Raw genomic sequence first — 24,900 nt, 5'->3', positions numbered from 1 at the left:
TCATGCACTCTCCGACGAATTCTTCCCTGAGTGTATGCCATTCACGGCCTGTGGGTTAAAAAAAATTGCATTTGCTGCTCTTGAAAACCCGCGGGCCATCACCATTTTATGGTTACGGTCACAAAAATGTACGCCGACAGGGTACTGCTTTTTGACCGGCGGCCTGTCCAGAGTGGAAGGCCTTAACGTTCAATCTCGCTGATTATCAGGAGTAGTAAAATGCGTAATTTCGACCTTGCCCCACTGTATCGTTCATCTATTGGTTTCGACCGTCTGATTAACCTGCTGGAATCAAACCAGGGTCAGAGCAACGGCGGCTACCCTCCGTATAACGTAGAACTGGTAGCAGAAAACCAGTACCGCATAACCATTGCCGTGGCCGGGTTCGCCCAGGACGAGCTGGACATCACTTCCCACGACAATATGCTGACTGTACGCGGCGCACACCCTGAAGAGCAACAGGAAAAAAACTACCTGTACCAGGGAATTGCCGAGCGTAACTTCGAGCGTAAATTCCAGCTGGCTGAGCACGTAAACGTTCGTGACGCCAAGCTGGAAAACGGCCTGCTGTATATCGACCTGGAACGAGTCGTTCCGGAAGCGAATAAACCGCGTCGTATCGAAATAGTTAAGTAATCTGGTGATAATAAAGGGCCGCACTTTGTGCGGCCCTTTGCGTTTCTGCCGGGAAGGTTTTAGCCTTCCTGATGTGCGCGCTCTATCTCTTCAGCCAGAATCGCAATTCCGCGCTCAATTTTCTCACTGTCCGGCACGTAATTCATGCGCATGCATTGATGCGTGTGCGGCCATTCGTGCTCCAGGCCCGGGAAGAAGAAGTGCCCCGGCACCATCAGTACGCCGCGCTTTTTCAGACGCTGATACAACGTTTCCGTTGAAACCGGCAGATCCTTAAACCACAGCCAGAGGAAAATTGCCCCTTCTGGTTTATGGATCAGGCAGCGATCTTCGGATAAATAGCGGCGAATAACGGCAATCGTCTGATTAACCCGTTCCTGATAGAAAGGTTTGATCACCTCTTCCGACAGCCGCAGCAGGTCGCCACGCTGGATCATCTCATTAGCGATGGCCGGGCCGATACTGCCGGGTGCGAGGCTGATAATGCCATTCATATTGCTGATGGCGGAGATCACTTTCTCATCAGCGATGATAATCCCGCAGCGTGAACCCGGCAGGCCCAGCTTGGAGAGACTCATGCACAGGATGATGTTCGGGTTCCACAGCGGGCGCGCTTCGCTGAAGATAATGCCGGGGAAAGGCACGCCGTAGGCGTTATCAATCAGCAGTGGGATCTCATGCTGTTGGGCCAGTACGTCCAGCTTCAGCAGCTCTTCGTCGGTGATCACGTTTCCGGTCGGGTTGGTCGGCCTCGAAACGCAAATCAGCCCGGTATCATCGGTGATCTGCAGATGTTCAAAATCAACGTGGTACTTAAACTGGCCTTCCGGCAGCATTTCAATATTCGGGCGGGTGGAGACAAACAGCTCTTCATCCAGCCCGGCATCGGCATAGCCGAGATATTCCGGTGCCAGCGGGAACAGCACGCGCTTTTTGCTGCCATCAGCCCGGCGACCAGCGTAGAGGTTAAACAGGTAGAAGAAGGCGCTCTGGCTGCCGTTGGTCAGCGCAATATTTTTCGGGCTGATATCCCAACCCAGCTCGTCACGCAGCAGTGCGGAGAGCGATTCCAGCAGGGTGGTTTTCCCGCGCGGTCCGTCATAATTGCACAGTGCTTCCGCCAGTTTGCCCTCGTCGTGCATCTCCTGCAAAAGCTGCTGGAAATAGTCGTTCATGGCCGGGATCTGCGCGGGATTTCCGCCACCCAGCATGACCGCACCTGGCGTGCGTAATCCTTCACCCATATCTTCCATCAGGCGGGTAATGCCTGAAAGGCGCGTAAATTTGTCACCGAAGGCGGAAAAGCTCATAGCGTGTTAACTGCTTGTTATCTGCAAGTGGACGTTAACCTTAACGCCAGCCTTGACGCGATGCAATCCTCTGCCTCTTTTGAGCAGAACGGAATTGTTAGCGGGAATGTTCTGGTCTGACTTGCTACGGCTATTTATATGTAAAGCGTCGTTTTTTTTCACATTTAATTAAACAATAAGAAACAATTTCAATATATATAAATGAAACGATGTTTTGTTTTTATAAAAACAATGTATCAAAAATAAATTTGTTCGATAGCGATCACGGTAAGCGTCGTTTTCACTTCGTTATAGTAATCCCGGAAAAGCGCAGTCGCTCATCACAGGAATAACAGGAGTTGTGAAGATGATTTTAAATGCTTTTGATTTGAAAGGAAAAGTGGCGCTGGTAACGGGATGTGATACCGGCCTGGGCCAGGGGATGGCTCTGGGACTGGCGGAAGCAGGCTGTGACGTTGTCGGGATTAATATTGTCGAACCGCAGGAAACCCTCGACAGGGTTACCGCGCTTGGACGGCGTTTCCTCAGCCTGAAAGGCGATCTTGGGAAAATTAACTGTATTGAGGGACTGCTGGAAAAAGTCGTGGCGGAATTTGGCCGGATTAATATTCTGGTGAATAACGCCGGGATTATACGCCGGCAGGATGCCATCGAATTTAGCGAAAAAGACTGGGATGACGTGATGGATCTGAACAGTAAATCCGTTTTCTTTATGTCGCAGGCCGTCGCCCGTCAGTTTATTAAACAAGGGCAGGGTGGGAAGATTATCAATATTGCTTCAATGCTCTCTTTCCAGGGCGGTATTCGCGTGCCTTCCTATACGGCTTCCAAAAGTGCGGTAATGGGCCTGACTCGCCTGATGGCTAACGAATGGGCAAAGCACGGCATCAATGTGAATGCTATCGCGCCGGGATATATGGCGACCAACAATACGCAAATGCTGCGGGCGGATGAAAAACGTAATGCGGAAATTCTCGCGCGCATTCCTGCTGCGCGCTGGGGATTGCCTGACGACCTGAAGGGGCCGGCGGTATTCCTGGCTTCGGATGCTTCGGACTATATCAATGGTTACACCATTGCTGTTGATGGCGGCTGGCTGGCACGTTAAGTGAGATCGCTGTCAATAAAAGGCCTGGCATAGTCCGGGCCGGTGATAAAAACGTAAGCGTTGTCCCGGGCCGGAAGGTTTACACCGTCCATGGTGTGAAATCCGGCCTTTGAGTTTATCGCCATCCGGAGAGCTGAGTTTATTTCAGCAGCTGTGGGTTAACGCAGTTTTTTTCGACCTTCCCGCTCAGCGCGGCAATCAGATTGTCCACGGCATCCCGTGCCATACCGTAACGTGTTTCATGAGTGGCAGAACCGATATGCGGCAGCGCCACAACGTTTGGCAGCTTCAGCAGCGGTGAATTCTCTGGCAGCGGCTCTTTCTCGAACACATCCAGCCCGGCGGCATGGATAGTGCCCTCCTGCAGCGCGGCAATCAGCGCTTCTTCGTCCACGACCGGACCACGCCCGGCATTGATCAGCACTGCAGACGGCTTCATTTTCGCCAGCTGTTCACGGCCGATCAGATGATGGGTCTCGTCGGTCAGCGGCAGGCTGATGCACAGGAAGTCAGACTCTTTCAGCAACGTATCCAGATCGCAATACTTCGCGTCGAAGCGCTGTTCAGCCTCTTCATGATGTTTACGGGCGTTATAGAGAATCGGCATGCTGAAGCCCAGATGAGCACGCTGAGCCAGCGCCAGGCCGATACGACCCATGCCCAGAATACCCATCTTTTTGTGGTGTACATCAATACCAAACCAGTCGGCACCGATGTTGCTCTGCCATTTGCCGTCTTTAACCCGTTCAGCCACTTCAACCACCCGGCGAGCGCTGGAGAGCACCAGAGCCATCATAGTGTCGGCGACGGTTTCGGTCAGCACGGTGGGGGTATGCATCAGGATCACGCCGCGTTCGTTAAGGGCTGGGATATCAAAATTATCCACACCCACCGAGACGGAAGAGGCAGCGCGCAGTTTGGGCGTTTTCGCCAGGAAAGCCGCATCAATTTTGCCACCGGATCCTAAAAGGCCTTCAGCCTGTTGCAGGGCATCGGCGTGCTGGCTGATGGTTTCCGGCGTCAGGCCGTTAATTTCAGTCACGGCAAAATGTTCATCCAGTCGCGAACGCAGATCTTCCGGCAACGATTTATACAGCACCACAGAAGGTTTCATTCTTGTCTCCCTGTTTGAAGTGAGGAAACGGGCCAGCTGGCCCGTTTTGCAACATTAAGCATGTTTAGCGCCATGCGGCATTGGAGGCTGTTTGTTCTCCGCGGGCTTTACTATCAGTGTCAGCCAGACCGAGATCAGCAGCGATGCCCCCATAAAGATATACGAAGCTGCAGGGTTGCCGGTGGCACCGTTCAGATAACCCACCACCCAGGAGCCGAGGAAAGAACCCAACGCACCCATAGCGTTAATCAGCGCCATCGCGCCGCCCGCTACGTTACGCGGCAGCATTTCCGGGATGATGGCGAAGAAGGGACCGTATGGCGCATACATTGCTGCACCGGCCACCACCAGCAGGCTGAACGACAGCCAGAAATTATTCGCCCCTACAAGATATGAACCTAAAAACGCCAGCGCGCCAATCAGCAGTAACGGCCAGACAAACAATTTGCGGTTCTGTAACTTATCGGAGGCCCAGGAAACGACAATCATCGCCACTGTGGCTGCCAGATACGGTACTGCGGATAACCAGCCTGCCTCGACCATCCCCATCTGGCTGCCATTACGCAGGATGGAAGGCAGCCACAGCACGAAGCCGTACACGCCGATGCTCCAGGTAAAGTACTGAATGCAGAGGATAATGACATTGCGGGATTTGAATGCTTCGCCATAGTTACGCACGGCTTTGATATTTTCCTGCTCTTGTTGCAGCTGAGCCTGCAGCGCGGCTTTCTCATCCTGACTCAGCCATTTCGCCTGCGCGGGTTTATCCTGCACCATAAACCACCAGGCGACGGCCCAGATCACCGCTGGAATGCCTTCGAAGATGAACATTTCACGCCACCCGAAGCTTTCAATCAGGTAGCCGGAAACCACTGACATCCACAGCACGGTGACCGGGTTACCGAGGATCAGGAAGGTATTGGCCCGCGAACGTTCGGATTTGGTAAACCAGTTACTGATGTAAATCAGCATTGCTGGCATCACTGCGGCTTCCACCACGCCAAGTACAAAGCGGATGGCCGCCAGCGCAGGGATGTTGCTGACCACACCGGTCAGTGAGGCACAGACGCCCCATAACAGCAGACAGATGAACACCAGCTTCTTTACGCTGCGACGTTCGGCATACACCGCGCCGGGGATCTGGAAGAAGAAATAGCCCAGGAAGAACAGGGCGCCAAGCAGTGACGACATGCCTTTGGTGATGCCCAGATCTTCGTTTATCCCTGCGGCGGAGGCGAAGCTGAAGTTGGCCCTGTCCAGATACGCCAGGCTGTAGGTGATAAACACGATGGGCATGATATACCACCAGCGTTTAGGCGCGATTGTATGCTTATTCATAGATTTATCCTCTGTTGATGAGGAGGCAGCACTCTGTTCCGCCGGGGAACGATGCCGCTTCATAATGGTGCCGGTTTCAGACTTTAAAAATCGCCCAGGGCAGCGCGCGTCGGTAAACCTTCGCTGTCGCCAGCTACCTGGATTGCCAGAGAACCGATTTTGTTGCCGCGTTTAATCGCCTGCGGTAACGTTTTCCCTTCAAGCAAGGCGCTGATCACGCCAACGGCAAAGCCATCGCCAGCGCCAACAGTATCCACCACGTTGTCCGTTCTGATTGCTGCCACCTGACCTTTCTCGCCTTCGGCAGTTTTGTACCAGGCGCCGTCACCGCCGGTTTTGATAATCACCGCTTTTACGCCCATATCGAGGTAGAAGTCGGCAATCGCTTCAGGCTGGCTGTGACCGGTTAGAATTTTGCCCTCGCTGACACCAGGTAACACCCAGTCAGCGAAGCCTGCCAGCGTGTTCAGCTGCTTCGCCATTTCCTGTTCGCTGGGCCACAGCACCGGGCGGAGGTTGGGGTCGAAGGAGAGGGTTTTGCCCATTCGCTTCATCTCCTGCGCGGCGTGTTTTGACAGCGCCAGAGAACTGTCGGAAATCGCTGCCGCCACGCCGCTCAGATGCAGATGGCGGGCTGAACCAAAATAATCGCGGTTAAAATCGGCCACTGAAAGATGGCTGGCGGCGGAACCTTTACGGAAGTACTCCACCAATGGATCGGAGCCGTCTTCGACTTTCGATTTCAGTTGAAAACCGGTGGCATAGCGCTGGTCGGTGATAACCTGGCGGCTGTCGACACCCTCCTTTTCCAGCTGCTGGCGTGTAAAGCGGCCAAAAGAGTCATCGCCGACGCGGCTGACCCAACCCACCTTCAGCCCCAACCTTGCCAGCCCGATCGCCACATTCAGCTCTGCCCCGGCAATTCGCTTGATAAAGCATTCCGCTGAGGCCAGATCGCCGCTTTCAGTGGCGATAAACATCGCCATCGCTTCGCCAATGGTGACCGCGTCCAGCGTGCCGTTTTCATGGATGGTCATGGCTTACTCCTCTCGCAGCAGATCAACGTAATGGCGGGTAACGGCAATCAGATCGTCGCCTTCCAGCGGGAACTCAATACCGCGCGGTACACCAGCGGGCAGCAGCGACAGTGTTTCACGCCACAGGTTACTGGCCTCATCCAGTGCCACTGCACGCCAGCCGTTTTCAGCCGGGGCTGCGGCTTTCACATGGACGTAGCTGACGAAGCGGCTCAGACGTTCTGCCGCCTGCAGCGGATCGTCGCCGACCCACAGCCAGTTGCCCATATCGAAGGTCATGCCATTACCGGCCCGGGCCTCGCCGCAGTCGTGAAAATAGCTGTCCAGCGCACTCAGCCTGCCGCAGTCGGTCTGATCGTTTTCCACCACCAGATGAACCGGTAACCCCGAAAGTTTCTCGCGCAGTTGGGAGTAGTCAGCACCATGCTGATAGTGACCCAGTGAATATTTTAGTAGCTGGGCATTTAATTGCTGTGCCTCAGCGACGTGCTGATCGATGTTGGGATTCAACGATCCTTCATCGGTAAACAGCGCTTCCGGGACCGAATAGAACGCTATCAGGCGGGCAGCACTGATAGCCTGACCCAGAGCAGGCAGCCCGTCGAATTCTGCCGGGCTGAACAGCTCGCGTCGGATTTCCACCCCGTCTGCGCCAGCGGCGGCAATGACGGGTAAAACGGCCTGCTGGCCTCCCATAGCTTTAATTCGATCGCGGCCATAGGCGGCCGTCACTACGATCACTTCACGTTTCACTGATTCCTCCGGGTCTGACCCTGACGTTATAAAAACGTTAAATGGAACCGGTTCCAATGCAAAGAGGCAGCGTGTGGTTTTATGATCGCGCTCACGATGTGAACACTTTTTTTAAGGGGAAGTCTGAAAAGGTGCCGGATGACGTCAGGAAATCAGGGGGTGGGAGAAAACCTTGTCGATCCCCGAACAATCAGCTCTCCGGAGTAGACCTTTTCTTCAGGAGGCGCGGTATCTCCTTCAATGCGGCGGATCACCTGTTCCAGCGCCGAATAGCCGATTTGCCAGGTCGGCTGCTTCAGCGTGGTGATGCCCACTCCTGCCAGTTCCGCCCAGACCAGCTCGTCAAAGCCCAGCAGCCCCATCTGTGTGCCCCAGTCCAGGCCCAGACGCTTCATCGAGCGGGTCACCTGCAAGGTCAGTGCGCCGTTAACTACCAGTACGGCGCAGTGCTCAGTCTGATGGCGCTGCCAGAAATCCATCAGAACGTGATCGAGTTTCGCCGGATCGTTTAGCGCCACTTCAGCCTGTTCAGCGTAGCGTCCGGGATGGCGTTCCATTGTCGTTTTGAAAGCCTGTAAGCGTTCATGACGGGTATTGACCAGCCCCAGTGGCTCGGTAACAAACAGCACTGCACGATAGTCCTGTTCGATCAAATGCTCGGTCGCCACGCGGGCAGCTTCACTGTTGTTCAGTCCGACCACATCACAGTCAAATTCCGGAATTTTGCGGTCAATCAGCACCATTGGCAGCAGGGATTGCTGCAGGTAGCTCAGCGCCTCTTCACGCATACCCACCGCATTGACCACAATGCCCTCCACCTGATAGCTGCTCAGCAGATTCAGGTAATGCTGCTCCTGATCCACTTCATTGTTGGTGTTACACATCAGCAGGGTAAAGCCCTGAGCACGGCACGCCGCCTCAATGCCGCACATCACTTCAACGGAGTAGGGGTTGGTGATATCTGCAATGATCAGCCCAATCAGCCGGGTACGCCCGCGCTTCAGCCCTCGGGCCATCTGGCTTGGGCGGTAATTCAGCCCGGCAATCGCCTTTTCGATGCGCTGTTTCAGATCGGCGGAAAGCACATGCTGCTCGCCGTTGAGATAGCGGGAGACGCTGGTTTTTCCGGTTTTTGCAGCTTTGGCAACGTCGCTGATGGTGGCGCGTGCGCCCTTGCGGTTCATGGCGATCCTTGGACAAGTGACTTTAACGGAGAGGTTTCAGCAATGGCTGGTCTTAACACCCCAAGATAGTCCGAAATGACGGAGTATGGATCGGGCCATCATAATCCATCTGGCCGATCCCGCCCAGCGAGCGGCGTCACGCTTATTGAACTCTGAGATTTGATGACCGGGCGGGGCTGCCCGGCCATAGCAGGATTACTGCAGCGGGCTGAGGGTGATTTCCACGCGACGGTTCTGCGCTTTACCTTCTGCGGTGCTGTTGGAGGCGACAGGATTATCCGGCCCCATACCACTGGTGCGCACGCGGTCAGCGGCGACGCCCTGAGTGATCAATGCGCTACCCACGCCGTCAGCACGCTGCTGGGACAGGGTCATATTCAGCTGGCGGGTGCCGGTGCTGTCGGTATAGCCGACGACGTTAACCGCCGTTTTTGGGTACTCCTTCAGCACCATTGCCACGCCGGTCAGGGTATTGGCTCCGGCAGGTTTCAGCGTGCTGCTGCTGCTGTCAAAGGTGACGTTATTCGGCATGTTCAGCACGATGTTGTTGCCGTTACGGGTGACGCTGACGCCGGTACCGCGCATTTTATCGCGCAGCTTGGCTTCCTGAACGTCCATATAGTAACCCGCACCACCGCCCAGGGCGGCCCCGGCTGCCGCGCCGATCAGTGCGCCTTTGCCCCGGTCTTTTTTCGAAGAAGAGAGCATGCCCACGCCCGCGCCCAGCGCCGCGCCAATTCCTGCACCGATCCCGGATTTACCCGCTTCACGCTCGCCCGTATAGGGGTTGGTGGTACAGCCGGACAGAGCAATAGTTCCGCTCAAAACCAGAGCGAGGGTGATATAACGCTTTTTCATTAATCTTCATTCTCCACAGCGGCAGGCGAAATCGCCCTTAAAACGCCGATTATGCCGCCGGATTGTGGAAAAAAAACGGTGTTATCTTCTTAATTATTGTAAAGAATCTTATTTAAGGTTATCAGGATGGCAGAAGCAGTCGGTGGTATGGTCGCTGATCAGACCGCAGGCCTGCATAAACGAGTAACAGGTGGTCGTGCCAACGAATTTAAAACCGTGCTTCTTCAGCGCCTTTGATAATGCATCAGAGATTGGGCTGAAAGTAGGCGCAGTGCGGTAATCGGCGTAGTGATGGATTTGGGGTTTATGATCGACAAACTGCCAGATAAAAGTGTTAAACGCCTCTCCTCTTGCCTCCATCGCCAGCAGGGCACGGGCATTGGCGATAATGGCGGAGATTTTTCCGCGGTGGCGGATAATGCCACTGTCCAGCATCAGTCGATCCACATCTGCCTCGTCCATCAAAGCCACTGCCTGCGGATCGAAATGGTGGAAAGCCTGGCGGTAATTCTCCCGCTTTTTCAGCACCGTCAGCCATGATAATCCGGCCATTTGTCCCTCAAGGCAAAGCATCTCAAACAGCTCACGGCTGTCCGTCAACGGAATACCCCACTCTTCGTCATGATAGGCAAGATAGATCGGATCCTGAGAAACCCAGCCGCAACGTTGCATAAATAATTTCCTTGATGGCGATGAATATCGGCGTTCTTTCAACCCGGGCAGTATAGCGTCTGGCATTTGTCTGGAGCCAGATCGCAAGATAAGAAGGCCCTATGACAGGTGTTTTCAATTTGTAACTCTGATCACAATTTAACCAGCACTGACATGCTAGCGTTAATTAGTCCTAAGTCAGGACTAATTGCGGTAACCCTGACCGGACGGCATTCATACCAAAAAAAACCGATCCGGGCTGTGCCGGATTGCTAAATCTCCCTTCGTCCCGGAGTCAGCTATGAATTTATTCGATTATCTCGTCATGGCGCTGTATGCATTAATGATTGTATTGATTACCTTTTGGGCAATGCGTCGCGTGGGCAGTACCAAAGATTTCTTCGCGGCAGGTGGGAAAATGCCGTGGTGGCTCTCCGGCGTTTCACACCATATGTCGGGTTACAGCGCGGCGGTCTTTGTCGCCTATGCTGCGGTTGCCTATCAGGCAGGCATCACTATCTACTTCTGGTGGGCGTTTCCCATTGCGGTGGCCGTTTTGCTGGGCGCGGCCATTTTTGCCCCGCGCTGGGCAAGATTACGTGTTCATATGAATATCGAATCGCCGATGGAATACCTCGCCACCCGCTATAACGTGCCCACGCAGCAGGTGCTGGCGTGGAGTGGCGTTCTGCTGAAGGTGTTTGATGTCGGCGCGAAATGGGCTGCTATCGCGATTATTATCAACGTCTTCACCGGCTTTAATCCGCTGATGGGGATCCTGATTGCCGGGGCGCTGAGCCTGTTTTATTCGGTGATGGGCGGGCTGTGGGCCGATGCCTGTAATGATTTCGGCCAGTTCATCGTGCAGTTTGTCGCGGCGATAGTGATGGTGATTGCGGTTGCGATTCACCTGGGCGGCTTCAGCGAGCTGATCCATATCTGGGATCGTCTGCCGCCGCAGCACACGGTGATCGTGCAGGAACCTTATTCGCTGGGCTTTATCCTCGCTTATTTTATTATTTACACCCTGAGTTACAACGGGGGCACCTGGAACCTGGCCCAGCGTTTTATCGCTTCACCCGGTGGAAAAGAGGCGCGTAAGGCGGCACTGCTGTCAGCGGTACTGTATCTGATCTGGCCGCTGGTTCTGTTCTGGCCGATGTGGGCTGCGCCACTGCTGTTCCCGGACTTAGCCGATCCCTCCCGCTCCTATTCACTGATGGCAATGTCGTTGTTACCTAACGGGCTGATTGGTCTGGTGCTGGTGGCGATGTTTACCCATACGCTGTCGATGACCTCGTCGGACACCAACGCGATAACCGCCGTGGTGACCCGCGATATTTTACCGGTGCTGTTTCCGACACGTTTCGCCCATGGCAAACCTTCGCTGCTGGCTGCAAGGGTGACAACTGCGCTGTTTATCTCCATCACGCTGCTTATTGCGCTGAATGCAGGTCGTTTCGGCGGCATCCTGTCGCTGCTGATCGTCTGGTTTGGCGGGCTGGTCGGGCCGATCTCCATCCCGATGCTGCTGGGCCTGCTGCCGTGGTTCCGTCGCTGCGGACCGGCAGCCGCTATTGCCTCATGGGCCGTCGGCGTCACCACTTTTTTTGTGGTGAAATTTTTACTGCCGGGCGGCAGCACCGCGCTGGTGGTTGCTGCTCCGGTGCTCTCTTCGCTGGTCATTTTTATCACCCTGGGATTACTGCGCCGGTCACCGGTTTCCGTAGAAGTTGACACCTTACTCAATGCGCTGAATCAGGATGGCCCGGCTTCGCAGCCGGAGAATATCGGCATCCCGGTCAGCCATCGCGGTACTCACTGAATGAAAGGAGCTATATCCGTGAACTATCACAGCCAGCAGGCAGAGAAGTTGCAGGTGAAAGTGTTTGCTGACCGGCAGACGCTGGGCATTCAGGCTGGAGATGAAGCGGCGGCGCACCTGCGCCAGCTGCTGGCCAGTCAGCAGCGGGTCAGGATTATTTTTGCCGCCGCCCCGTCGCAAAATGAGTTTCTGGCCCGGCTACGGCAGGCACCCGACATCGACTGGTCGCGTGTGACGGCGTTTCACATGGATGAATATATTGGCCTGCCGGAGAACGCTGAGCAGCTTTTCAGCCACTATCTGCACCAGCAGCTGTTCCGCCACGTTAATCCGGGCGAGGTGCACCTGATCCCGTCGGCCGGTGAGCCTGTAGAGATTTGCCAGCGCTATGCTGCGCTGCTCACTCAGGCTCCCATTGATATGGTTTGCCTGGGCGTCGGGGAAAACGGCCATCTGGCCTTTAATGACCCGCCGGTGGCGGATTTTCAGGATCCGGAACTGATGAAGCCGGTGGCGCTGGATGCCGTGTGTCGCCAGCAGCAGGTCAACGATGGCTGTTTCGCCTCGCTGTCCAGTGTGCCTACTCATGCGCTGACGCTGACCATCCCGGCGTTACTTTCCGCTCAACGGCTGTTTTGCATGGTGCCGGGGAAAAATAAGCATCAGGCGGTCACTGCGATGCTGAACCAGCCGCTGAGCACGTCGTGCCCGGCGACCATTCTGCGCAGTCATACAGGCTGTACTCTCTATACCGATCGGGATGCTTTTCAGGAGCGGTCAGATGTCTGAAAGCCTGATTTATGGACGGGATTACCGTACGTTACGGCCGGTCAGGCTGACCCTGGCCAACGGTGTCATCAGTGACATTCAGCCCTTTCACAGTGCTGAAGAGCTGCCGGTTATCGCGCCGGGACTGGTGGATTTGCAGGTCAATGGTTATGCCGGGATCGATTTCAACCATTATCCGTTCAGCGTGGATGACGTGGAGCAGGTGACCCACAAGCTGTGGCAACAGGGCGTGACGACCTTTATGCCCACGGTCATTACGGCCGACAGCGAGATTATTGCGCAGGCCATGAGCCGGCTGGGGCAGGCGGTTGATCAACGCGGGGATGTGGCGCGGGCGGTCTGCGGCATTCATCTGGAGGGGCCGTTTTTGTCTCCGGAAGACGGGCCACGTGGCGCTCATCCTCGCGAGCACATTAAAGCGCCCGATCCTGGCCTGTTGGATCGCTGGCAGGCGGCAGCACGGGGCAGGATCAGGTTGGTGACCCTCTCGCCGGAGTGGCCGCAGGCAGCAACCTTCATCCGGCATTGCGTGGCATCCGGCGTGCAGATTTCGCTGGGACATACTTCTGCGACACCAGAGCAGATTACCGCTGCGGTCGAGGCGGGGGCGCGCATGTCCACTCATCTTGGTAACGGTGCGCATCTGCAGCTTCCCCGCCATCCAAACTATATCTGGCAGCAGCTGGCGCAGGATGAACTGGCCTGCGCGCTCATCGCGGATGGTGACCACCTGCCGCTGGCGGTGCTGAAAGTGTTTATGCGGGTGAAGGGCGAAAATGCCCTGCTGGTGAGCGATACCACCTGTTTTGCCGGGATGCCTGCCGGTGTCTACGACACGCCAATCGGCGGACGGGTGCAGCTGAGTGACAGCGGGCGCTTATCGGTTGCGGGGCAGCCACAGCTGCTGGCTGGATCGGCGAAAGGGCTGACCGATGGGGTTAATCACCTGCTGCGCAACGGGCTGGCTTCGTTACCGGAAGCGCTGGAAATGGCCTCGCTCCGGCCTGCCAGACAGATGGGGCTGCCGGAGCAGCCCGGGCTGAGCGTGGGCGCTCCGGGCGATGTGATATTGCTGGAAACGACGGCAACGCACGGAGTGAAGCTTTGTGGGACCTGGAAAGCAGGCCAGAAAGTGTGGGGGTGAAATCAGCCCCGAAAACTGCCAGACTGGCCGGAATACGTGATTCCGGATGACGCCAGCATGAAAGAAGCAGGAAAGGGACCAGCCGTACTTCGCCTCAATAACGAGAAACGGGTGTTGAGTTATCTGCGCAGACAGCGCGTCACCACGCGCCAGAGCATCTCGCAGGCGCTGGCGCTGAGTAAAAACACCGTGTCGCTGATTGTTGATGAGATGCTGTCGCAGGATCGGGTGGTTGAGCTGGGACCGCGGGCAGTCTCTTCTGCCGGGCGGCCAGGGATTGAAATCAGTCTGCGTCCGGAAAAACGGAAGGCCGCCGGAGTGATGGTTGAACGCAATCAGATCCACCTGACGGTCTGCGATTATTTCTCAGAAGTTCTGGAGCAGAAAAGCTGGGAGACGGACACGCAAGATCCGCAGCGCCTGCTGGCTGAGCTGGCCAGAGAGTGCGGGGCTTTATCGCAGCGCCACCCTGAACTGCTGGGCATCGGGTTGGGTTTTCCGGGGATTGTGGATTCGGATAACGGTTATCTTCATCTCTCCTCGCACCTGGGCTGGCAGGACGTGGATATCCGGGCGGCTGTTGCCCACTCGAAAAGCGTGCCGCTAAAGGTGATGAATTATGTCAAAGCTGCCGCTCTGCTCTCCCTGCAAACGACAGAAGTGGCTGCAGGAAGCAGCTGCTTTTATCTGCGCATCGGTGAGGGCACGGGCGGAGCACTGTTACGCGGCAGCGAAGTGTTCACCGGCAGCAGCTGGACAGCCGGTGAGGCGGGGCATCTGACGGTCGCTGACGGCCCGGAGTGCCGTTGCGGTCAGCGTGGTTGTCTGGAAGCGCTGATCAGCATTCCGGCTATAAACCGGCAGCTGCAGGCAAGGCAGGCGGGATTGAGCTGGCAGAGACGTTCTCAGGCTCCCCAAATTGTTGATGAGGTTATGGCGGAGGCCGGGCGGTATCTGGGCAAAGCCCTCAGCCAGATTATGCTGCTGATGAACCCGGCATCGCTGATGATCGACAGCCCGTGGAACGCCAGCCCGGCTTTCTGTGCCAGTGCGCTGGAAAGCGCCCGGACGAACACGCTGGCCTTCACTTTTCAGCATACTCACCTCCATTTTATTCCTTCTCCTCTGGCACCTCCGCTCGGGCTGGCGCTGGCGGTTATTGAGCAGAGCGAAGTGGCTGCCCACTTTCCGTCTGCCTGAGTTAACGTATCGACCGCGCGAAAAATGAATAAAGCTTATTAAAGCTGGTTAAAAAAGAGTCGATAACAACTTGACGTGGGCGTTAACCAGGCAATAGTTATTCAACAGAAAGACCTGTAAAAAATGTAAAAAATAACGCCTTAAACTTGCCGCTTTGGGCTCTTTCCCGGAGTCATTTCATGTCAAAGAATCGCTTGTGCACGCGCCGTTATGCCTTTGGGGCGGCGTGGATAGCTTGTTATCTCTGTTCTGGCAGTATGGCTTACAGTTTCGATCAGCTTTACGTTTTTGGTGACAGCTTAAGTGACAGTGGCAACAACGGTCGCTACACCTGGGACGGCAGCCAGCACCCTTTATACGATGATGTCCTGGCCGCAAAAATTAATCAGTCGCTGCGTCCTTCCGATGCCGGAGGCACCAATTACGCCGCTGGCGATGCCGTGGCGGTTCCGCCACTCAACCCCGTCGATAATACAGCCGAACAGGTTCGCGCTTACCTTGCGGCGACGGGTGGACGGGCTGATGCTGACGGATTGTACGTTCACTGGGTGGGCGGCAACGATCTGGCCGCCGCCGCGCTGAACCCGCAAGCAGCCGCTGGCATTGTCAGCACCAGCGCCTTTGCGGCAGCCAGCCAGGTGCAGGCCTTGCTGGCTGCCGGAGCAGGAACGGTGATTGTCCCGACGGTGCCGGACATTGGTGCCACGCCCGTCCTGCTGGAAACGGTGATCCAGACCGGATTGTCTGTGGTAGCCAGTTCTGCCCTGGCGGCTGCTTTTGCTTCTCTGGACAGCCAGCCGACGCTGAACCAGACCGATCGCAATCAGGCCATCTATCAGGCGCTGGTGGCCGCAGCAGGGCAGGTCAGCAACATCGCCAGCGTTCAGCAGGCGATAGCCACCCAGCTTTATCAGGCGTGGCAGTCTGCCAGCAGCCAGGCCAGCGCGCTGACCGCCAGCTACAATCAGCAGGAGGACAACCAGCTTGCTCTGCTGAACGGTAATATCGTGCGCGTGGACATCAATGGGTTGTTTAACGAGGTGCTGAGTAATCCTGCTCTTTACGGCCTGACTAATACCGCCGGAATGGCCTGTCCGCCCGGTGTTTCTGCGGCGAACTGTGGCACGGCCACGCCTGGTTTTTCCAGCGAACAGGCTTACCTGTTTGCTGACCATCTGCATCCCAGTCCGGCCACCCATCTGCTGATTGGCGATTACATTCAGTCAGTGCTTGATGCACCCGCTCAGGTAGTGGCGCTGAATCAGGCTACTCTGGCGATGTCCCGCGATGCCCGCGCCACGCTCGACAGCCGGTTACAGCAACAGCGCCACGGCGATAATCCGCAGGGTTCTCTGGGCATTTACGGCGGTTATGCCGGGCAGCATTATGATTATTCGTCGAACCTGGCGGCCGGAGACGGCGACGCCACCACCCACAATCTGACGCTAGGCGTGGATTACAAACTCACCAATAATTTATTGGTGGGCGCACTGGTGTCCGGTTCGGACGACAGCCAGCATCCCACGCCGCGTTACGATTATAAAATGCGTGGCTGGCTGCTGTCGGCTTACAGCGAGCTGTCATTCTTTGATAACGGTTGGGTGAATGCCGATGCGCACTATGCCTCAGTAAATTATGACGACATCAAACGCTCCATTCAGCTTGGCCCCACCACACGCACCGAAAACGGCGATACCAGTGGCACACAGTTTGGTGCGCGGATCACCACCGGCTGGGACATCCCGATCGGATCAATTCTGACCACCGGTCCGATGGCACAGTACGCACTGGATTACAGCTCGGTTGATGGTTACAAAGAGCAGGGCGACAGCAGCACGGCGATGCGCTTTGATGACCAGAATTACCATTCGCAAATTGGTGCGCTGGGCTGGCGGGTGGACTCGCTGCTGGGCTGGATCAATCCCTGGGCGGAAGTCAGCTACAACCACCAGTTTGGTGACAATGTCTGGCGGGCCGGGGGCGGGCTGAAATCCACGCAAACCTCATTCGTGCGCGATTCTGCAGAGCAGGATACCAACTGGGTCGACGTGACCGTCGGTGCTCATGTGCCGCTGGGCGAGACCGTTGCTGCCTTTGCCTCCGTCTCGCAAACCGGCGGCCTCAGCTCTGGGGAACAATTTATGTATAACCTCGGAGTCAGCGCCAGATTTTAGGCTGAAGGCGCATCACGGGCCTTTCAGCCACTCAATGCCAGAATTGCTACCTTCACCACGGTTTTACTCCTGAATGAGTACTCTCCTTGCTTCTTTTTGATTAGCCACAAGTTAACCTCACAAATTATATGGGATAACAGGCTTTTCATTTCCCCGGTATTGCGGGCAGGGAAGACAGGAGAGGATATGGAGTTTTTCAGTAAACCAGGGCGGCGGGGCTGGCGTATTGTCCTGCTCATTCTTTGTGGTATGACGCTCGCCGTGGTGGTGATTGCGGGCAGTGTTACGGTGCTGCATAAAACCAGCGACACGGCCTTTTGCGTCTCCTGCCACAGCATGGAGCGGCCGCTGGCAGAGTATCAGGGCAGCATCCATTTTCAGAACCACGCCGGTATCCGTGCCGAATGTTCGGATTGTCATATTCCCTCTCAGCCTGTCGCATACCTGGTGACAAAACTCGGCGCGGTGAAAGACGTTTATGGCGAGCTTACCGGGAAAATCGCCACGGAGGAGCAGTACAACAGCCACAAGTTAGCGATGGCAGAGTCGGTGTGGAAAACGATGAAAGCCAGCGATTCCGCCACCTGTCGCAGCTGCCACAGCTTTAAGGCGATGGATATTCTCGCCCAGCAGCCGGAAGCGCGTAAGGCTCATCCGGTGGCTATTAAACAGGGTGAAACCTGCATAGACTGCCATCGTGGTGTGGCCCACATCCTGCCGGATATGCGGCAAAGTAACTCTTCCGGCGCCGCCGCGCTGGCAGCCATTGCGGCCACCACCAGGCCCGATGCCAGCCCGCTCTACAGCATCGCCACACAACCTTTTATGCTGCAACCTGAAGAGGGGCCTTCTGCCGGAACACTGTTTCCCGCTGCGGAGCTGAACATCCTGCAGCGAAAAAAGGGCTATCTGCAGGCTGAGCTGGCAGGCTGGCAGCAGGAAGGCGTTCCCGGCGTCATCTATGCCGCAGCCGGTAAACGCATCATCAGCGCCGTTATCGGAGAAGGCGCGGTATCCCACATCAAAACCACCAGGTCAGAGCAGGACAGTGAGACAGGCATGGTCTGGCATCAGGTGTCGCTTAACCTGTGGCTGCAACCCGCCTCGTTGGTCGAAGATCGGCAAAAAATCTGGCAGTACGCTGCCGGGCTGATGACTGCCAACTGTACCGGTTGTCACGGCCTGACGTCTCTCGATCACTACACGGCTAACCAGTGGATTGGGGTGATGAAGGGAATGGCTTCCCGCACTTCACTGAATCCGGAACAGCTGCGCCTGCTGACGCTGTATGTTCAGCAGCACGCCAGCGATATGTCGCCAGCAGGTACCCACCATGAAAAATAATACGCTAAGCGGACTGTCACGCCGCCGTTTCTTGCAGGCAGGAGGGTTGCTGATGGCCGCCGGCTCGCTGGATCTGCTGTTCAGCAAATCCGTTCTCGCGCAGGCCATCAGTCAGGCTATGCCGCTGTTTAAAGCCCTGAGACCTGCGCAGGAAGGTATCCTCACTGCGGCACACTGGGGAGCATTTGAAGCGCTGGTGGAGAGCGACCGGATGGTAGGCGTCAGGCCGGTTCAGGACGATCCTGCCCCCAACGAGCTGATTGATATGGCACCGTATCAGGTTCATGCCCACAACCGGATTACCTCCCCAATGATCCGTAAAAGTTGGCTTGAACAGGGGCCGGACAGCCGAAACGACCTGCGCGGCAGGGATGAGTGGGTGCAGGTCAGCTGGGACAAAGCTATCCGGCTGGTGGGCGACCAGATCCGTCACCTGCAGCAAACCGCTGGCCCTTCATCAATCTATGCCGGTTCTTATGGCTGGAAAAGTACCGGGATGTTACACAACAGCCGCGCGTTGCTGAGCCGTCTGATGAACCTCGCGGGTGGCTTTCTCAGCTACAGCGGAGACTACTCTACCGGCGCAGCGCAGGTGATCATGTCTCATGTTGTCGGTTCAATGGAGGTCTACGAGCAGCAAACCAGCTGGCCCAACGTGATTGAACATAGCGAGCTGGTGATCCTCTGGGGGTGCAACCCGTTGACCACGCTGAAAAACAGCTGGAACGTGCCCGATCACGTCGGTCTGGCCGGATTTGAGGCGCTGGCGGCTAAGGGAACGCGGGTTATCTGCATTGATCCCATCCGCAGCCCGAGCGCCAGGAAGTTGAAGGCGGAATGGCTGGCTCCTGCCGCTTACACCGATGCCGCGATGATCCTCGGCCTGGCCCATACCCTGCTGACGGAAAAGTTGCATGATGAGGCCTTCCTGCAGCGCTACACCGTGGGGTTCGATAAATTCCGCGCTTACCTGCTGGGTGAAAGTGATGGCACGGTGAAAAGTGCCGAATGGGCCAGCGCGATCTGCGGTATTGATGCAGAACGGCTGCGCGAACTGGCGAGAACGCTGGTCAGACAACGCACGATGATCATGGCGGGCTGGGGAATTCAGCGCCAGCACCATGGCGAGCAACCTCACTGGCTGCTGGTGACGCTGGCAGCGATGACCGGTCAGATTGGGCTGCCCGGCGGCGGCTTTGGCTTCAGCTACCATTACTCCTCCGGCGGCAGCCCCACGGCCAGAGGCGGTATTCTCTCCGGCATCAGCGCCGGGGCCGCTCCGGCAAATTCTCCCGCACCCATTCCGGTGGCGCGCATTGCCGATTGCCTGGCTAATCCCGGAAAAACCATTGATTTCAATGGTAAGCAGGTGACCTATCCGGACGTGAAAATGGTCTATGTGGCCGGGGGTAACCCTTTCCACCATCATCAGGATACCAACAATCTTCTTAAGGCGTGGCGGCGACCGGAAACTATTGTGGTGCATGAACCTTACTGGACTGCCACCGCCAGGCATGCAGATATTGTGCTGCCCTGCACCACCAGCTATGAGCGTAACGATCTGGATATGGGCGGTGATTATTCGCAACTCTACGTTTTCCCCATGCATCAGTGTGTGCCGCCCCAGCATCAGTCACGCAGTGATTTTGCTATTTTCAGCGCCCTGGCTGCCCACCTTGGCGTGGAGCAGGCCTTTACCGAAGGCCGGGATGAGATGCTGTGGCTGAAAGCGATGTACGACAACATGAAAGTTCAGGCGCGCAACGCCGGGATCCCTCTGCCGCCATTCGATATGTTCTGGCAGTCAGGAAACTACATTCGCTTCCCGATACCGGAAGAGAACAGGCAGTGGGTGCGCTTCGCAGATTATCGGGCCGATCCCCTGCTGAATCCTTTGGGAACGCCAAGCGGCAAGATTGAAATTTTCTCGCAGACCGTCGCCAGCATGAAGTATCCGGACTGTGCTGGCCTGCCGGGCTGGCAGCCGCCGAAAGAGTGGCATGGCAGTCCGCTGGCACGTAAGTATCCGCTATCCCTGAACACGGCACATTCGGGCCACCGGCTGCATTCCCAGTTGGACAACACGCCTTTGCGGAGAAAATATGCCGTGGCCGACCGGGAAGCCATTCTGATCAACCCACAGGATGCTGCAATCCGGGGGATCAAGTCTGGCGATCTGGTCAGGGCCTTTAACGATCGGGGGCAGATCCTGGTTGGAGCAGACGTAACGGAAGATATTCGTCCCGGCGTGGTGCGTATCAGTGAAGGGGCCTGGTATGATCCGCAGGACCCGTCCATACCCGGCACGTTGTGCAAGAATGGCAACGTTAATTGCCTGACTTTCGATATTGGTTCGTCAAGGCTGGCGCAGGGCAACTGCGGGCATATGGCGCTGCTGGAGATTGAGAAGTTCACCGGTGAGGCTCCGGCTAACACCGCGCACCTGGCTCAGCAGCCTGCTGCACGGGCTTGAGCTACTACGGATCCGGCTCAGGGTTCTGCGAACTTAACTGAGTAATCCTGCGCCGACGTTAATGGAAAGCCCCAGGATAGCCAGGTTAAACAGAAAGGATAATACCGCCTGCAGCGTGGTGATGCGCCGGACGGCGGTATTCCCGGTTGCCACATCAGCTGTTTGCGCGGCCACCGCGATGGTGAAGGAGTAGTAGATAAAATCCCAGTAGCCGGGTTCGGCGATCTTATCCGGAAACAGCAGGACCTTTTTCTCCGGATCGCCCTGATAGTACATATGGGCATAGTGCATGGCAAAAGCCGTGGGCAGCAGAGACCAGGAGACGATCAGCGTGAGGGCAGTCAGCAGGATATGCCGGGCCTGACCGGCTTGCGAAAGGTGCTTCACTGCACCGAGTTCAAACAGGATCGCCAGAATACTGACCAGGCAGGTGAGGCAGACCAGGCCCAGCACGGTGGCTGCGCTCTCGTCCTGTTCGCGGGCAATTCTGGCAATCTCCCTGGTGGGGGTGGTGAGCAGCAGCCACCAGAGCAGCAGCAGATAAAGCCACGCCAGTATGTTCCAGCTAATCAGCAGTTTTTGCACCAGCGGCTGGCTTGCCGGCAGGAAACAAAAGCTGGCGACTGCCACGATAAAAGCAGCCAGCAGCCTGGGACGTGTGTGGTAATAGTGACGCAGAAAGTGCAGTGCCTTCATTTCCCGATCCCATCCACTGGTAATCTCTATACTGTAGACGCATTTAGCTGAACATGTCGCTGTCCCGCAGCAGATGCTCGTTGCCTTTACGACGGGTGAAACCACTGCGGTCAAAAAATTCCAGCACCTGCACGGCCAGTTTGCGGCCGACCGCCAGCTGGTCGCGGAAATCTGCCGCGCTGGTGCTCTGGCCTGCCTGGTCACGCTGGCGGATCAGTTCAGCGAAGCTTTTCATCTTTTCGCTGGAGAAGTAGCGATCTTTGACAATAGCAGTGATAAAGCCACTCTGCGCCGCCTTGCGTAACGTGTGCCGCATCAGCTCCTCTTCCACCCCCAGCTTTTCTGCCATATCACGGACCCACCAGGCACCCTCAGCCAGCAGCGGTTCGGCACGCTGCCAGAGCTGCGCCTCTTCAGGGAGGAAGTCGATGGAGAATTCGGGCAGGTGCAGCCAGCCGTGGTTGTTGCCCAGTTCGCCGCTGGCCGTAAGCAGATCAATCAGCGCCAGGCCCACCTCTTCCGGCTGGTTTGGCAGCGCCATGCGCCGTAGGCGGTCGCGCCCCAGGCCCGGCCTGTCACCGTGGTGCTGATGATAGTCGCTCAGGGTGTTGTGCAGCAGCGCCTGCCACTTTGCAATGGAACCGGTCAGCATCAGGTAATCTCCGGCTTCGACCGGTTTAAGCGCCTCAAGCTCGTTGGCCATTGCCGATGGAGTCAGCTGCCGTGCCCAGGCCAGCAGCTCTTTGCGGCAGGGGTGCTCCTGCAGATAACATTCCAGTGCCTGCCCGTCGTTTTCTGCCGCCGTCAGCTGATGCAGCCAGTGCAGATAATCAGGCTGCCGCTTGCCGCGTTTTTTCGGCGTGAGCAGCACCACCCTTGCGCCGGCCAGCGTCTGGCGGGCGGCAATGTCACGCAGGATCAGCCGGTCGTTATCGGCCAGCCAAAGCGGGGTATCCAGCCGCAGTTCTGCCAGATCGCCATCCAGCACTGAAACGCGACCGGTAATATGGCTTGCCGCATGATGGATATGCAGCGGTTGCCCCTGCTGCAGCGGCTGGTGCAGAGTCAGCGCCACAATCAGCCGTTCTGTCGGACTTTCTGCCCGGGTTTCCAGCAGCCAGTCGCCACGGGAAATCTCGCTTTTTTCCACGCCGCCAGTGATGTTAAGGGCGATTCGCTGGCCGCCGTAAGCCACTTCTGTCGGCTGGTTTTGCGCATGCAGTCCCCGCACGCGCACGGCTTTGTCCATTCCGGTCAGCCAGAGTTTATCGCCAACGCTGACCTTGCCGCCCAGCGCCGTTCCGGTCACCACCGTGCCTGTGCCTTTCACATTGAATGCGCGGTCAATCGCCAGCCGGAAACGCTTATTCTCGTCCCGGCTACGCGAAGGAAGCTGGCGGAGATGGCTGGCCAGTTCGCCGATGCCGCGACTCTCCGTCACGCTGGTGACGAACAGGGCGATCTCCGGCCAGCCCAGCTGCGTGGTCAGCTCGCGTATCTGCTGCTCCACTTCCAGCAGGCGCGACTCATCCGCCCGGTCTGCCTTGGTAATGGCGACGGTCAGAGGAGGCTGGCCGTTAAGCTGAAGGATAGCCAGATGCTCGCGGGTTTGCGGCATCACGCCGTCATCGGCTGCCACCGCCAGCAGGGAGTGATCCAGGCCGCCAGTGCCGCTGAGCATATTGGTGAGGAATTTTTCATGACCTGGCACGTCGATAAAGCCGATTACGCGGCCATCGTATTGCGGCCAGTAGGCATAACCGAGATCGATGGTCATACCGCGCGCTTTCTCTTCCGGCAGGCGGTCGGCGTTGATCCCGGTGATCGCATGCAGCAGCGCGGTTTTGCCATGATCGACATGGCCTGCACTGGCAATGATCATCGGGCTATCGTCTTGAGGAACAGCGCTTCCTCCTGCAGGCAGCGGAGATCCAGCCACAGCTTACCAGCCTGGATCCTTCCGATAACCGGTACGGCCAGCTGGCGCAAAGTAGCGGCCAGTTGTTGCAGCGCACTGCCACGACCGTCGCGTGGAGTCAGCGTTACTGCCATACCGGGTAGCAGATCGACCGGCAATGAACCGCTGCCGATTTGTGATGAACAGGCAGCGATCTCAAGCGAAAATTGTTCACCAAATGCTTTTTCGAGTGCGGGTAACAGACGCTCAGCCTGGGCACGGATATCAGCCTGCGAACGGGTCAGCAAACGTAGCGTCGGAAGCTGTTCAGCCAGCTTTTCCGGCTGCAGATAAAGCTTCAGGGTGGCTTCCAGCGCGGCGAGCACCATTTTATCCACGCGGAGTGCCCGCTTCAGCGGATGCTGTTGCAGACGGGCAATCAGCGTTTTTTTGCCGACGATAATCCCGGCCTGTGGGCCCCCCAGCAGCTTGTCGCCCGAAAAACTCACCAGGCTGACCCCGGCGGCAATCAACTGCTGCGGCATGGGTTCGGCAGGCAGGCCGTACTGACTGAGGTCGATCAGCGAGCCGCTGCCCAGATCGGTAATCACCGGCACGTTCAGCTCGCGCCCCAGCGCGGCCAGATCGCTCTCTTCCACTGCGCTGGTAAAACCTTCAATCTGATAATTACTGGTGTGCACCTTCATCAGCAGCGCGGTATTTTCCCCGACAGCCTGGCGGTAATCTTTCAGATGGGTGCGGTTGGTCGTGCCCACTTCAGCCAGCTGACAGCCAGCCTGCTTCATCACATCGGGAATGCGAAAGGCCCCGCCGATCTCTACCAGCTCACCGCGTGAGACGACAACTTCCTGACCGGGTGCCAGCGCGGCCAGCATCAGCAGCACTGCCGCCGCGTTGTTATTCACGATGCAGGCATCTTCTGCACCGGTCAGCTGGCACAACAGATCGGCTAACGTCCGGTCACGATGCCCACGCTCCGCTTCATCCAGCGCGTATTCGAGCGTCACCGGTGAGCGCATCACGCAGGCAACCGCTTCCACCGCGCTTTCACTGAGCAAGGCACGCCCCAGATTGGTATGCAGCACGGTGCCGGTCAGATTAAAGACCGGGCGCAGCGCGCTCTGCTGTTGAGCCTGCAGACGTTGTTCTGCTGCCTGCGGCCAGTCGACCTGCCACTCCGGCAACTGCTGCTGTTGCAGGATCTGCTCTCTGGCCTCCTGCTGCAGCTTTCTCAGAGTGGTAACGACCTGCTGGTGACCATACTGGCCGGTCAGGGCCTGTACGGCGGAGTCGCGCAGCAGGCTGTCGATGGACGGGAGCTGGCTGAAAAGTGTGTTCATGGTTTCAC

At 56.9% G+C, this 24,900-nt stretch carries 20 protein-coding genes; 9 read left to right on the top strand and 11 right to left on the bottom strand.

The window, feature by feature from the left end; genetic code table 11:
- The first annotated feature begins 219 nt into the window (after positions 1–219).
- Positions 220–636 carry a small heat shock chaperone IbpA gene (ibpA, locus tag GSQ70_RS10200; RefSeq protein ID WP_158782426.1) on the top strand — a complete coding sequence of 139 codons (417 nt, stop codon included), beginning with the start codon at positions 220–222 and terminating at the stop codon, positions 634–636.
- 59 nt (positions 637–695) lie between these two features.
- Here the strand turns inward: ibpA and GSQ70_RS10195 are convergent, their stop codons facing one another.
- Positions 696–1,946 carry a valine--pyruvate transaminase gene (locus GSQ70_RS10195; RefSeq protein ID WP_158782425.1) on the bottom strand — a complete coding sequence of 417 codons (1,251 nt, stop codon included), beginning with the start codon at positions 1,944–1,946 and terminating at the stop codon, positions 696–698.
- Positions 1,947–2,292: 346 nt separating this feature from the next.
- Between GSQ70_RS10195 and kduD the strand changes: the two genes are divergently transcribed.
- Positions 2,293–3,054 carry a 2-dehydro-3-deoxy-D-gluconate 5-dehydrogenase KduD gene (kduD, locus tag GSQ70_RS10190; protein ID WP_158782424.1) on the top strand — a complete coding sequence of 254 codons (762 nt, stop codon included), beginning with the start codon at positions 2,293–2,295 and terminating at the stop codon, positions 3,052–3,054.
- A gap of 139 nt (positions 3,055–3,193) precedes the next feature.
- Here kduD and ghrB read toward each other — a convergent pair whose 3' ends face one another.
- The 7 genes from ghrB to GSQ70_RS10155 all read right to left on the bottom strand — a co-directional run bounded on the left by ghrB (position 3,194) and on the right by GSQ70_RS10155 (position 10,010).
- Entirely contained in the window at positions 3,194–4,168 is a 975-nt protein-coding gene (ghrB, locus tag GSQ70_RS10185) for a glyoxylate/hydroxypyruvate reductase GhrB (RefSeq protein WP_158782423.1), read from the bottom strand.
- Between the two features lie 54 nt (positions 4,169–4,222).
- Complete coding sequence (locus tag GSQ70_RS10180; RefSeq protein WP_158782422.1) at positions 4,223–5,506, bottom strand: MFS transporter; 1,284 nt, start codon at positions 5,504–5,506, stop codon at positions 4,223–4,225.
- A gap of 83 nt (positions 5,507–5,589) precedes the next feature.
- Positions 5,590–6,543 (bottom strand): sugar kinase, encoded by a 954-nt coding sequence (locus tag GSQ70_RS10175; protein WP_158782421.1) that lies wholly within the window; start codon positions 6,541–6,543, stop codon positions 5,590–5,592.
- 3 nt (positions 6,544–6,546) lie between these two features.
- A complete protein-coding gene (locus GSQ70_RS10170; RefSeq protein WP_158782420.1) occupies positions 6,547–7,296 on the bottom strand; it encodes a sugar phosphate isomerase/epimerase in 750 nt (249 codons plus the stop codon).
- A gap of 152 nt (positions 7,297–7,448) precedes the next feature.
- Positions 7,449–8,480, bottom strand: a complete 1,032-nt coding sequence (locus tag GSQ70_RS10165; RefSeq protein ID WP_158782419.1) for a LacI family DNA-binding transcriptional regulator — start codon at positions 8,478–8,480, stop codon at positions 7,449–7,451.
- A 195-nt stretch (positions 8,481–8,675) separates the two neighbouring features.
- Positions 8,676–9,338: an OmpA family lipoprotein gene (locus tag GSQ70_RS10160; RefSeq protein ID WP_158782418.1), complete on the bottom strand. Its 663-nt coding sequence runs from the start codon at positions 9,336–9,338 to the stop codon at positions 8,676–8,678.
- A 108-nt stretch (positions 9,339–9,446) separates the two neighbouring features.
- Positions 9,447–10,010 (bottom strand): DNA-3-methyladenine glycosylase I, encoded by a 564-nt coding sequence (locus GSQ70_RS10155; RefSeq protein WP_158782417.1) that lies wholly within the window; start codon positions 10,008–10,010, stop codon positions 9,447–9,449.
- Positions 10,011–10,290: 280 nt separating this feature from the next.
- On the opposite strand from GSQ70_RS10155, the gene GSQ70_RS10150 reads away from it, so the two are divergent.
- The 7 genes from GSQ70_RS10150 (at position 10,291) to torA (ending at position 20,938) form a co-directional block, all read left to right on the top strand.
- Positions 10,291–11,814 carry a sodium:solute symporter family protein gene (locus tag GSQ70_RS10150; RefSeq protein WP_158782416.1) on the top strand — a complete coding sequence of 508 codons (1,524 nt, stop codon included), beginning with the start codon at positions 10,291–10,293 and terminating at the stop codon, positions 11,812–11,814.
- Positions 11,815–11,832: 18 nt separating this feature from the next.
- The gene (locus tag GSQ70_RS10145; protein ID WP_233268267.1) at positions 11,833–12,603 is read left to right on the top strand and encodes a glucosamine-6-phosphate deaminase; all 771 of its coding nucleotides are present in this window, start codon (positions 11,833–11,835) and stop codon (positions 12,601–12,603) included.
- Positions 12,596–13,747, top strand: a complete 1,152-nt coding sequence (locus GSQ70_RS10140; RefSeq protein WP_158782414.1) for an N-acetylglucosamine-6-phosphate deacetylase — start codon at positions 12,596–12,598, stop codon at positions 13,745–13,747. The genes GSQ70_RS10145 and GSQ70_RS10140 overlap by 8 nt, the downstream gene beginning before the upstream one ends.
- A 57-nt stretch (positions 13,748–13,804) precedes the next feature.
- Positions 13,805–14,947, top strand: a complete 1,143-nt coding sequence (locus GSQ70_RS10135) for an ROK family protein (protein ID WP_158782413.1) — start codon at positions 13,805–13,807, stop codon at positions 14,945–14,947.
- Positions 14,948–15,126: 179 nt separating this feature from the next.
- Positions 15,127–17,121, top strand: coding sequence for an autotransporter outer membrane beta-barrel domain-containing protein (locus GSQ70_RS10130; RefSeq protein WP_158782412.1), 1,995 nt, complete (start codon positions 15,127–15,129; stop codon positions 17,119–17,121).
- A gap of 186 nt (positions 17,122–17,307) precedes the next feature.
- Complete coding sequence (locus GSQ70_RS10125; RefSeq protein WP_158782411.1) at positions 17,308–18,465, top strand: NapC/NirT family cytochrome c; 1,158 nt, start codon at positions 17,308–17,310, stop codon at positions 18,463–18,465.
- Positions 18,455–20,938, top strand: coding sequence for a trimethylamine-N-oxide reductase TorA (gene torA, locus GSQ70_RS10120; protein WP_158782410.1), 2,484 nt, complete (start codon positions 18,455–18,457; stop codon positions 20,936–20,938). The genes GSQ70_RS10125 and torA overlap by 11 nt, the downstream gene beginning before the upstream one ends.
- 33 nt (positions 20,939–20,971) lie before the next feature.
- Here torA and GSQ70_RS10115 read toward each other — a convergent pair whose 3' ends face one another.
- The 3 genes from GSQ70_RS10115 to selA are packed head-to-tail and all read right to left on the bottom strand — an operon-like array spanning position 20,972 to position 24,892.
- Positions 20,972–21,634 (bottom strand): DUF1345 domain-containing protein, encoded by a 663-nt coding sequence (locus GSQ70_RS10115; RefSeq protein WP_158782409.1) that lies wholly within the window; start codon positions 21,632–21,634, stop codon positions 20,972–20,974.
- A 43-nt stretch (positions 21,635–21,677) separates the two neighbouring features.
- Entirely contained in the window at positions 21,678–23,516 is a 1,839-nt protein-coding gene (gene selB, locus GSQ70_RS10110; RefSeq protein WP_158782408.1) for a selenocysteine-specific translation elongation factor, read from the bottom strand.
- Entirely contained in the window at positions 23,513–24,892 is a 1,380-nt protein-coding gene (gene selA, locus GSQ70_RS10105; protein WP_158782407.1) for an L-seryl-tRNA(Sec) selenium transferase, read from the bottom strand. Before selA ends, selB begins: the two co-directional genes overlap by 4 nt.
- Between the last annotated feature and the right edge of the window lie 8 nt (positions 24,893–24,900).

This window comes from Pantoea sp. BAV 3049 (assembly GCF_009765445.1).
Classification (GTDB): Bacteria; Pseudomonadota; Gammaproteobacteria; order Enterobacterales; family Enterobacteriaceae; genus Erwinia.
The sequence above is the reverse complement of the archived record's forward strand: the minus strand, read 5'-3'. Positions and strand labels throughout refer to the sequence as shown.

What these genes read in the sequence shown, in the direction of transcription:
- ibpA (WP_158782426.1), top strand. Translation starts at nt 220, where the DNA reads ATGCGTAATTTCGACCTTGCCCCACTGTATCGTTCATCTATTGGTTTC.
- GSQ70_RS10195 (WP_158782425.1), bottom strand. Translation starts at nt 1,946, where the DNA reads ATGAGCTTTTCCGCCTTCGGTGACAAATTTACGCGCCTTTCAGGCATT.
- kduD (WP_158782424.1), top strand. Translation starts at nt 2,293, where the DNA reads ATGATTTTAAATGCTTTTGATTTGAAAGGAAAAGTGGCGCTGGTAACG.
- ghrB (WP_158782423.1), bottom strand. Translation starts at nt 4,168, where the DNA reads ATGAAACCTTCTGTGGTGCTGTATAAATCGTTGCCGGAAGATCTGCGT.
- GSQ70_RS10180 (WP_158782422.1), bottom strand. Translation starts at nt 5,506, where the DNA reads ATGAATAAGCATACAATCGCGCCTAAACGCTGGTGGTATATCATGCCC.
- GSQ70_RS10175 (WP_158782421.1), bottom strand. Translation starts at nt 6,543, where the DNA reads ATGACCATCCATGAAAACGGCACGCTGGACGCGGTCACCATTGGCGAA.
- GSQ70_RS10165 (WP_158782419.1), bottom strand. Translation starts at nt 8,480, where the DNA reads ATGAACCGCAAGGGCGCACGCGCCACCATCAGCGACGTTGCCAAAGCT.
- GSQ70_RS10160 (WP_158782418.1), bottom strand. Translation starts at nt 9,338, where the DNA reads ATGAAAAAGCGTTATATCACCCTCGCTCTGGTTTTGAGCGGAACTATT.
- GSQ70_RS10155 (WP_158782417.1), bottom strand. Translation starts at nt 10,010, where the DNA reads ATGCAACGTTGCGGCTGGGTTTCTCAGGATCCGATCTATCTTGCCTAT.
- GSQ70_RS10150 (WP_158782416.1), top strand. Translation starts at nt 10,291, where the DNA reads ATGAATTTATTCGATTATCTCGTCATGGCGCTGTATGCATTAATGATT.
- GSQ70_RS10140 (WP_158782414.1), top strand. Translation starts at nt 12,596, where the DNA reads ATGTCTGAAAGCCTGATTTATGGACGGGATTACCGTACGTTACGGCCG.
- GSQ70_RS10135 (WP_158782413.1), top strand. Translation starts at nt 13,805, where the DNA reads ATGAAAGAAGCAGGAAAGGGACCAGCCGTACTTCGCCTCAATAACGAG.
- GSQ70_RS10130 (WP_158782412.1), top strand. Translation starts at nt 15,127, where the DNA reads ATGTCAAAGAATCGCTTGTGCACGCGCCGTTATGCCTTTGGGGCGGCG.
- GSQ70_RS10125 (WP_158782411.1), top strand. Translation starts at nt 17,308, where the DNA reads ATGGAGTTTTTCAGTAAACCAGGGCGGCGGGGCTGGCGTATTGTCCTG.
- torA (WP_158782410.1), top strand. Translation starts at nt 18,455, where the DNA reads ATGAAAAATAATACGCTAAGCGGACTGTCACGCCGCCGTTTCTTGCAG.
- GSQ70_RS10115 (WP_158782409.1), bottom strand. Translation starts at nt 21,634, where the DNA reads ATGAAGGCACTGCACTTTCTGCGTCACTATTACCACACACGTCCCAGG.
- selB (WP_158782408.1), bottom strand. Translation starts at nt 23,516, where the DNA reads ATGATCATTGCCAGTGCAGGCCATGTCGATCATGGCAAAACCGCGCTG.
- selA (WP_158782407.1), bottom strand. Translation starts at nt 24,892, where the DNA reads ATGAACACACTTTTCAGCCAGCTCCCGTCCATCGACAGCCTGCTGCGC.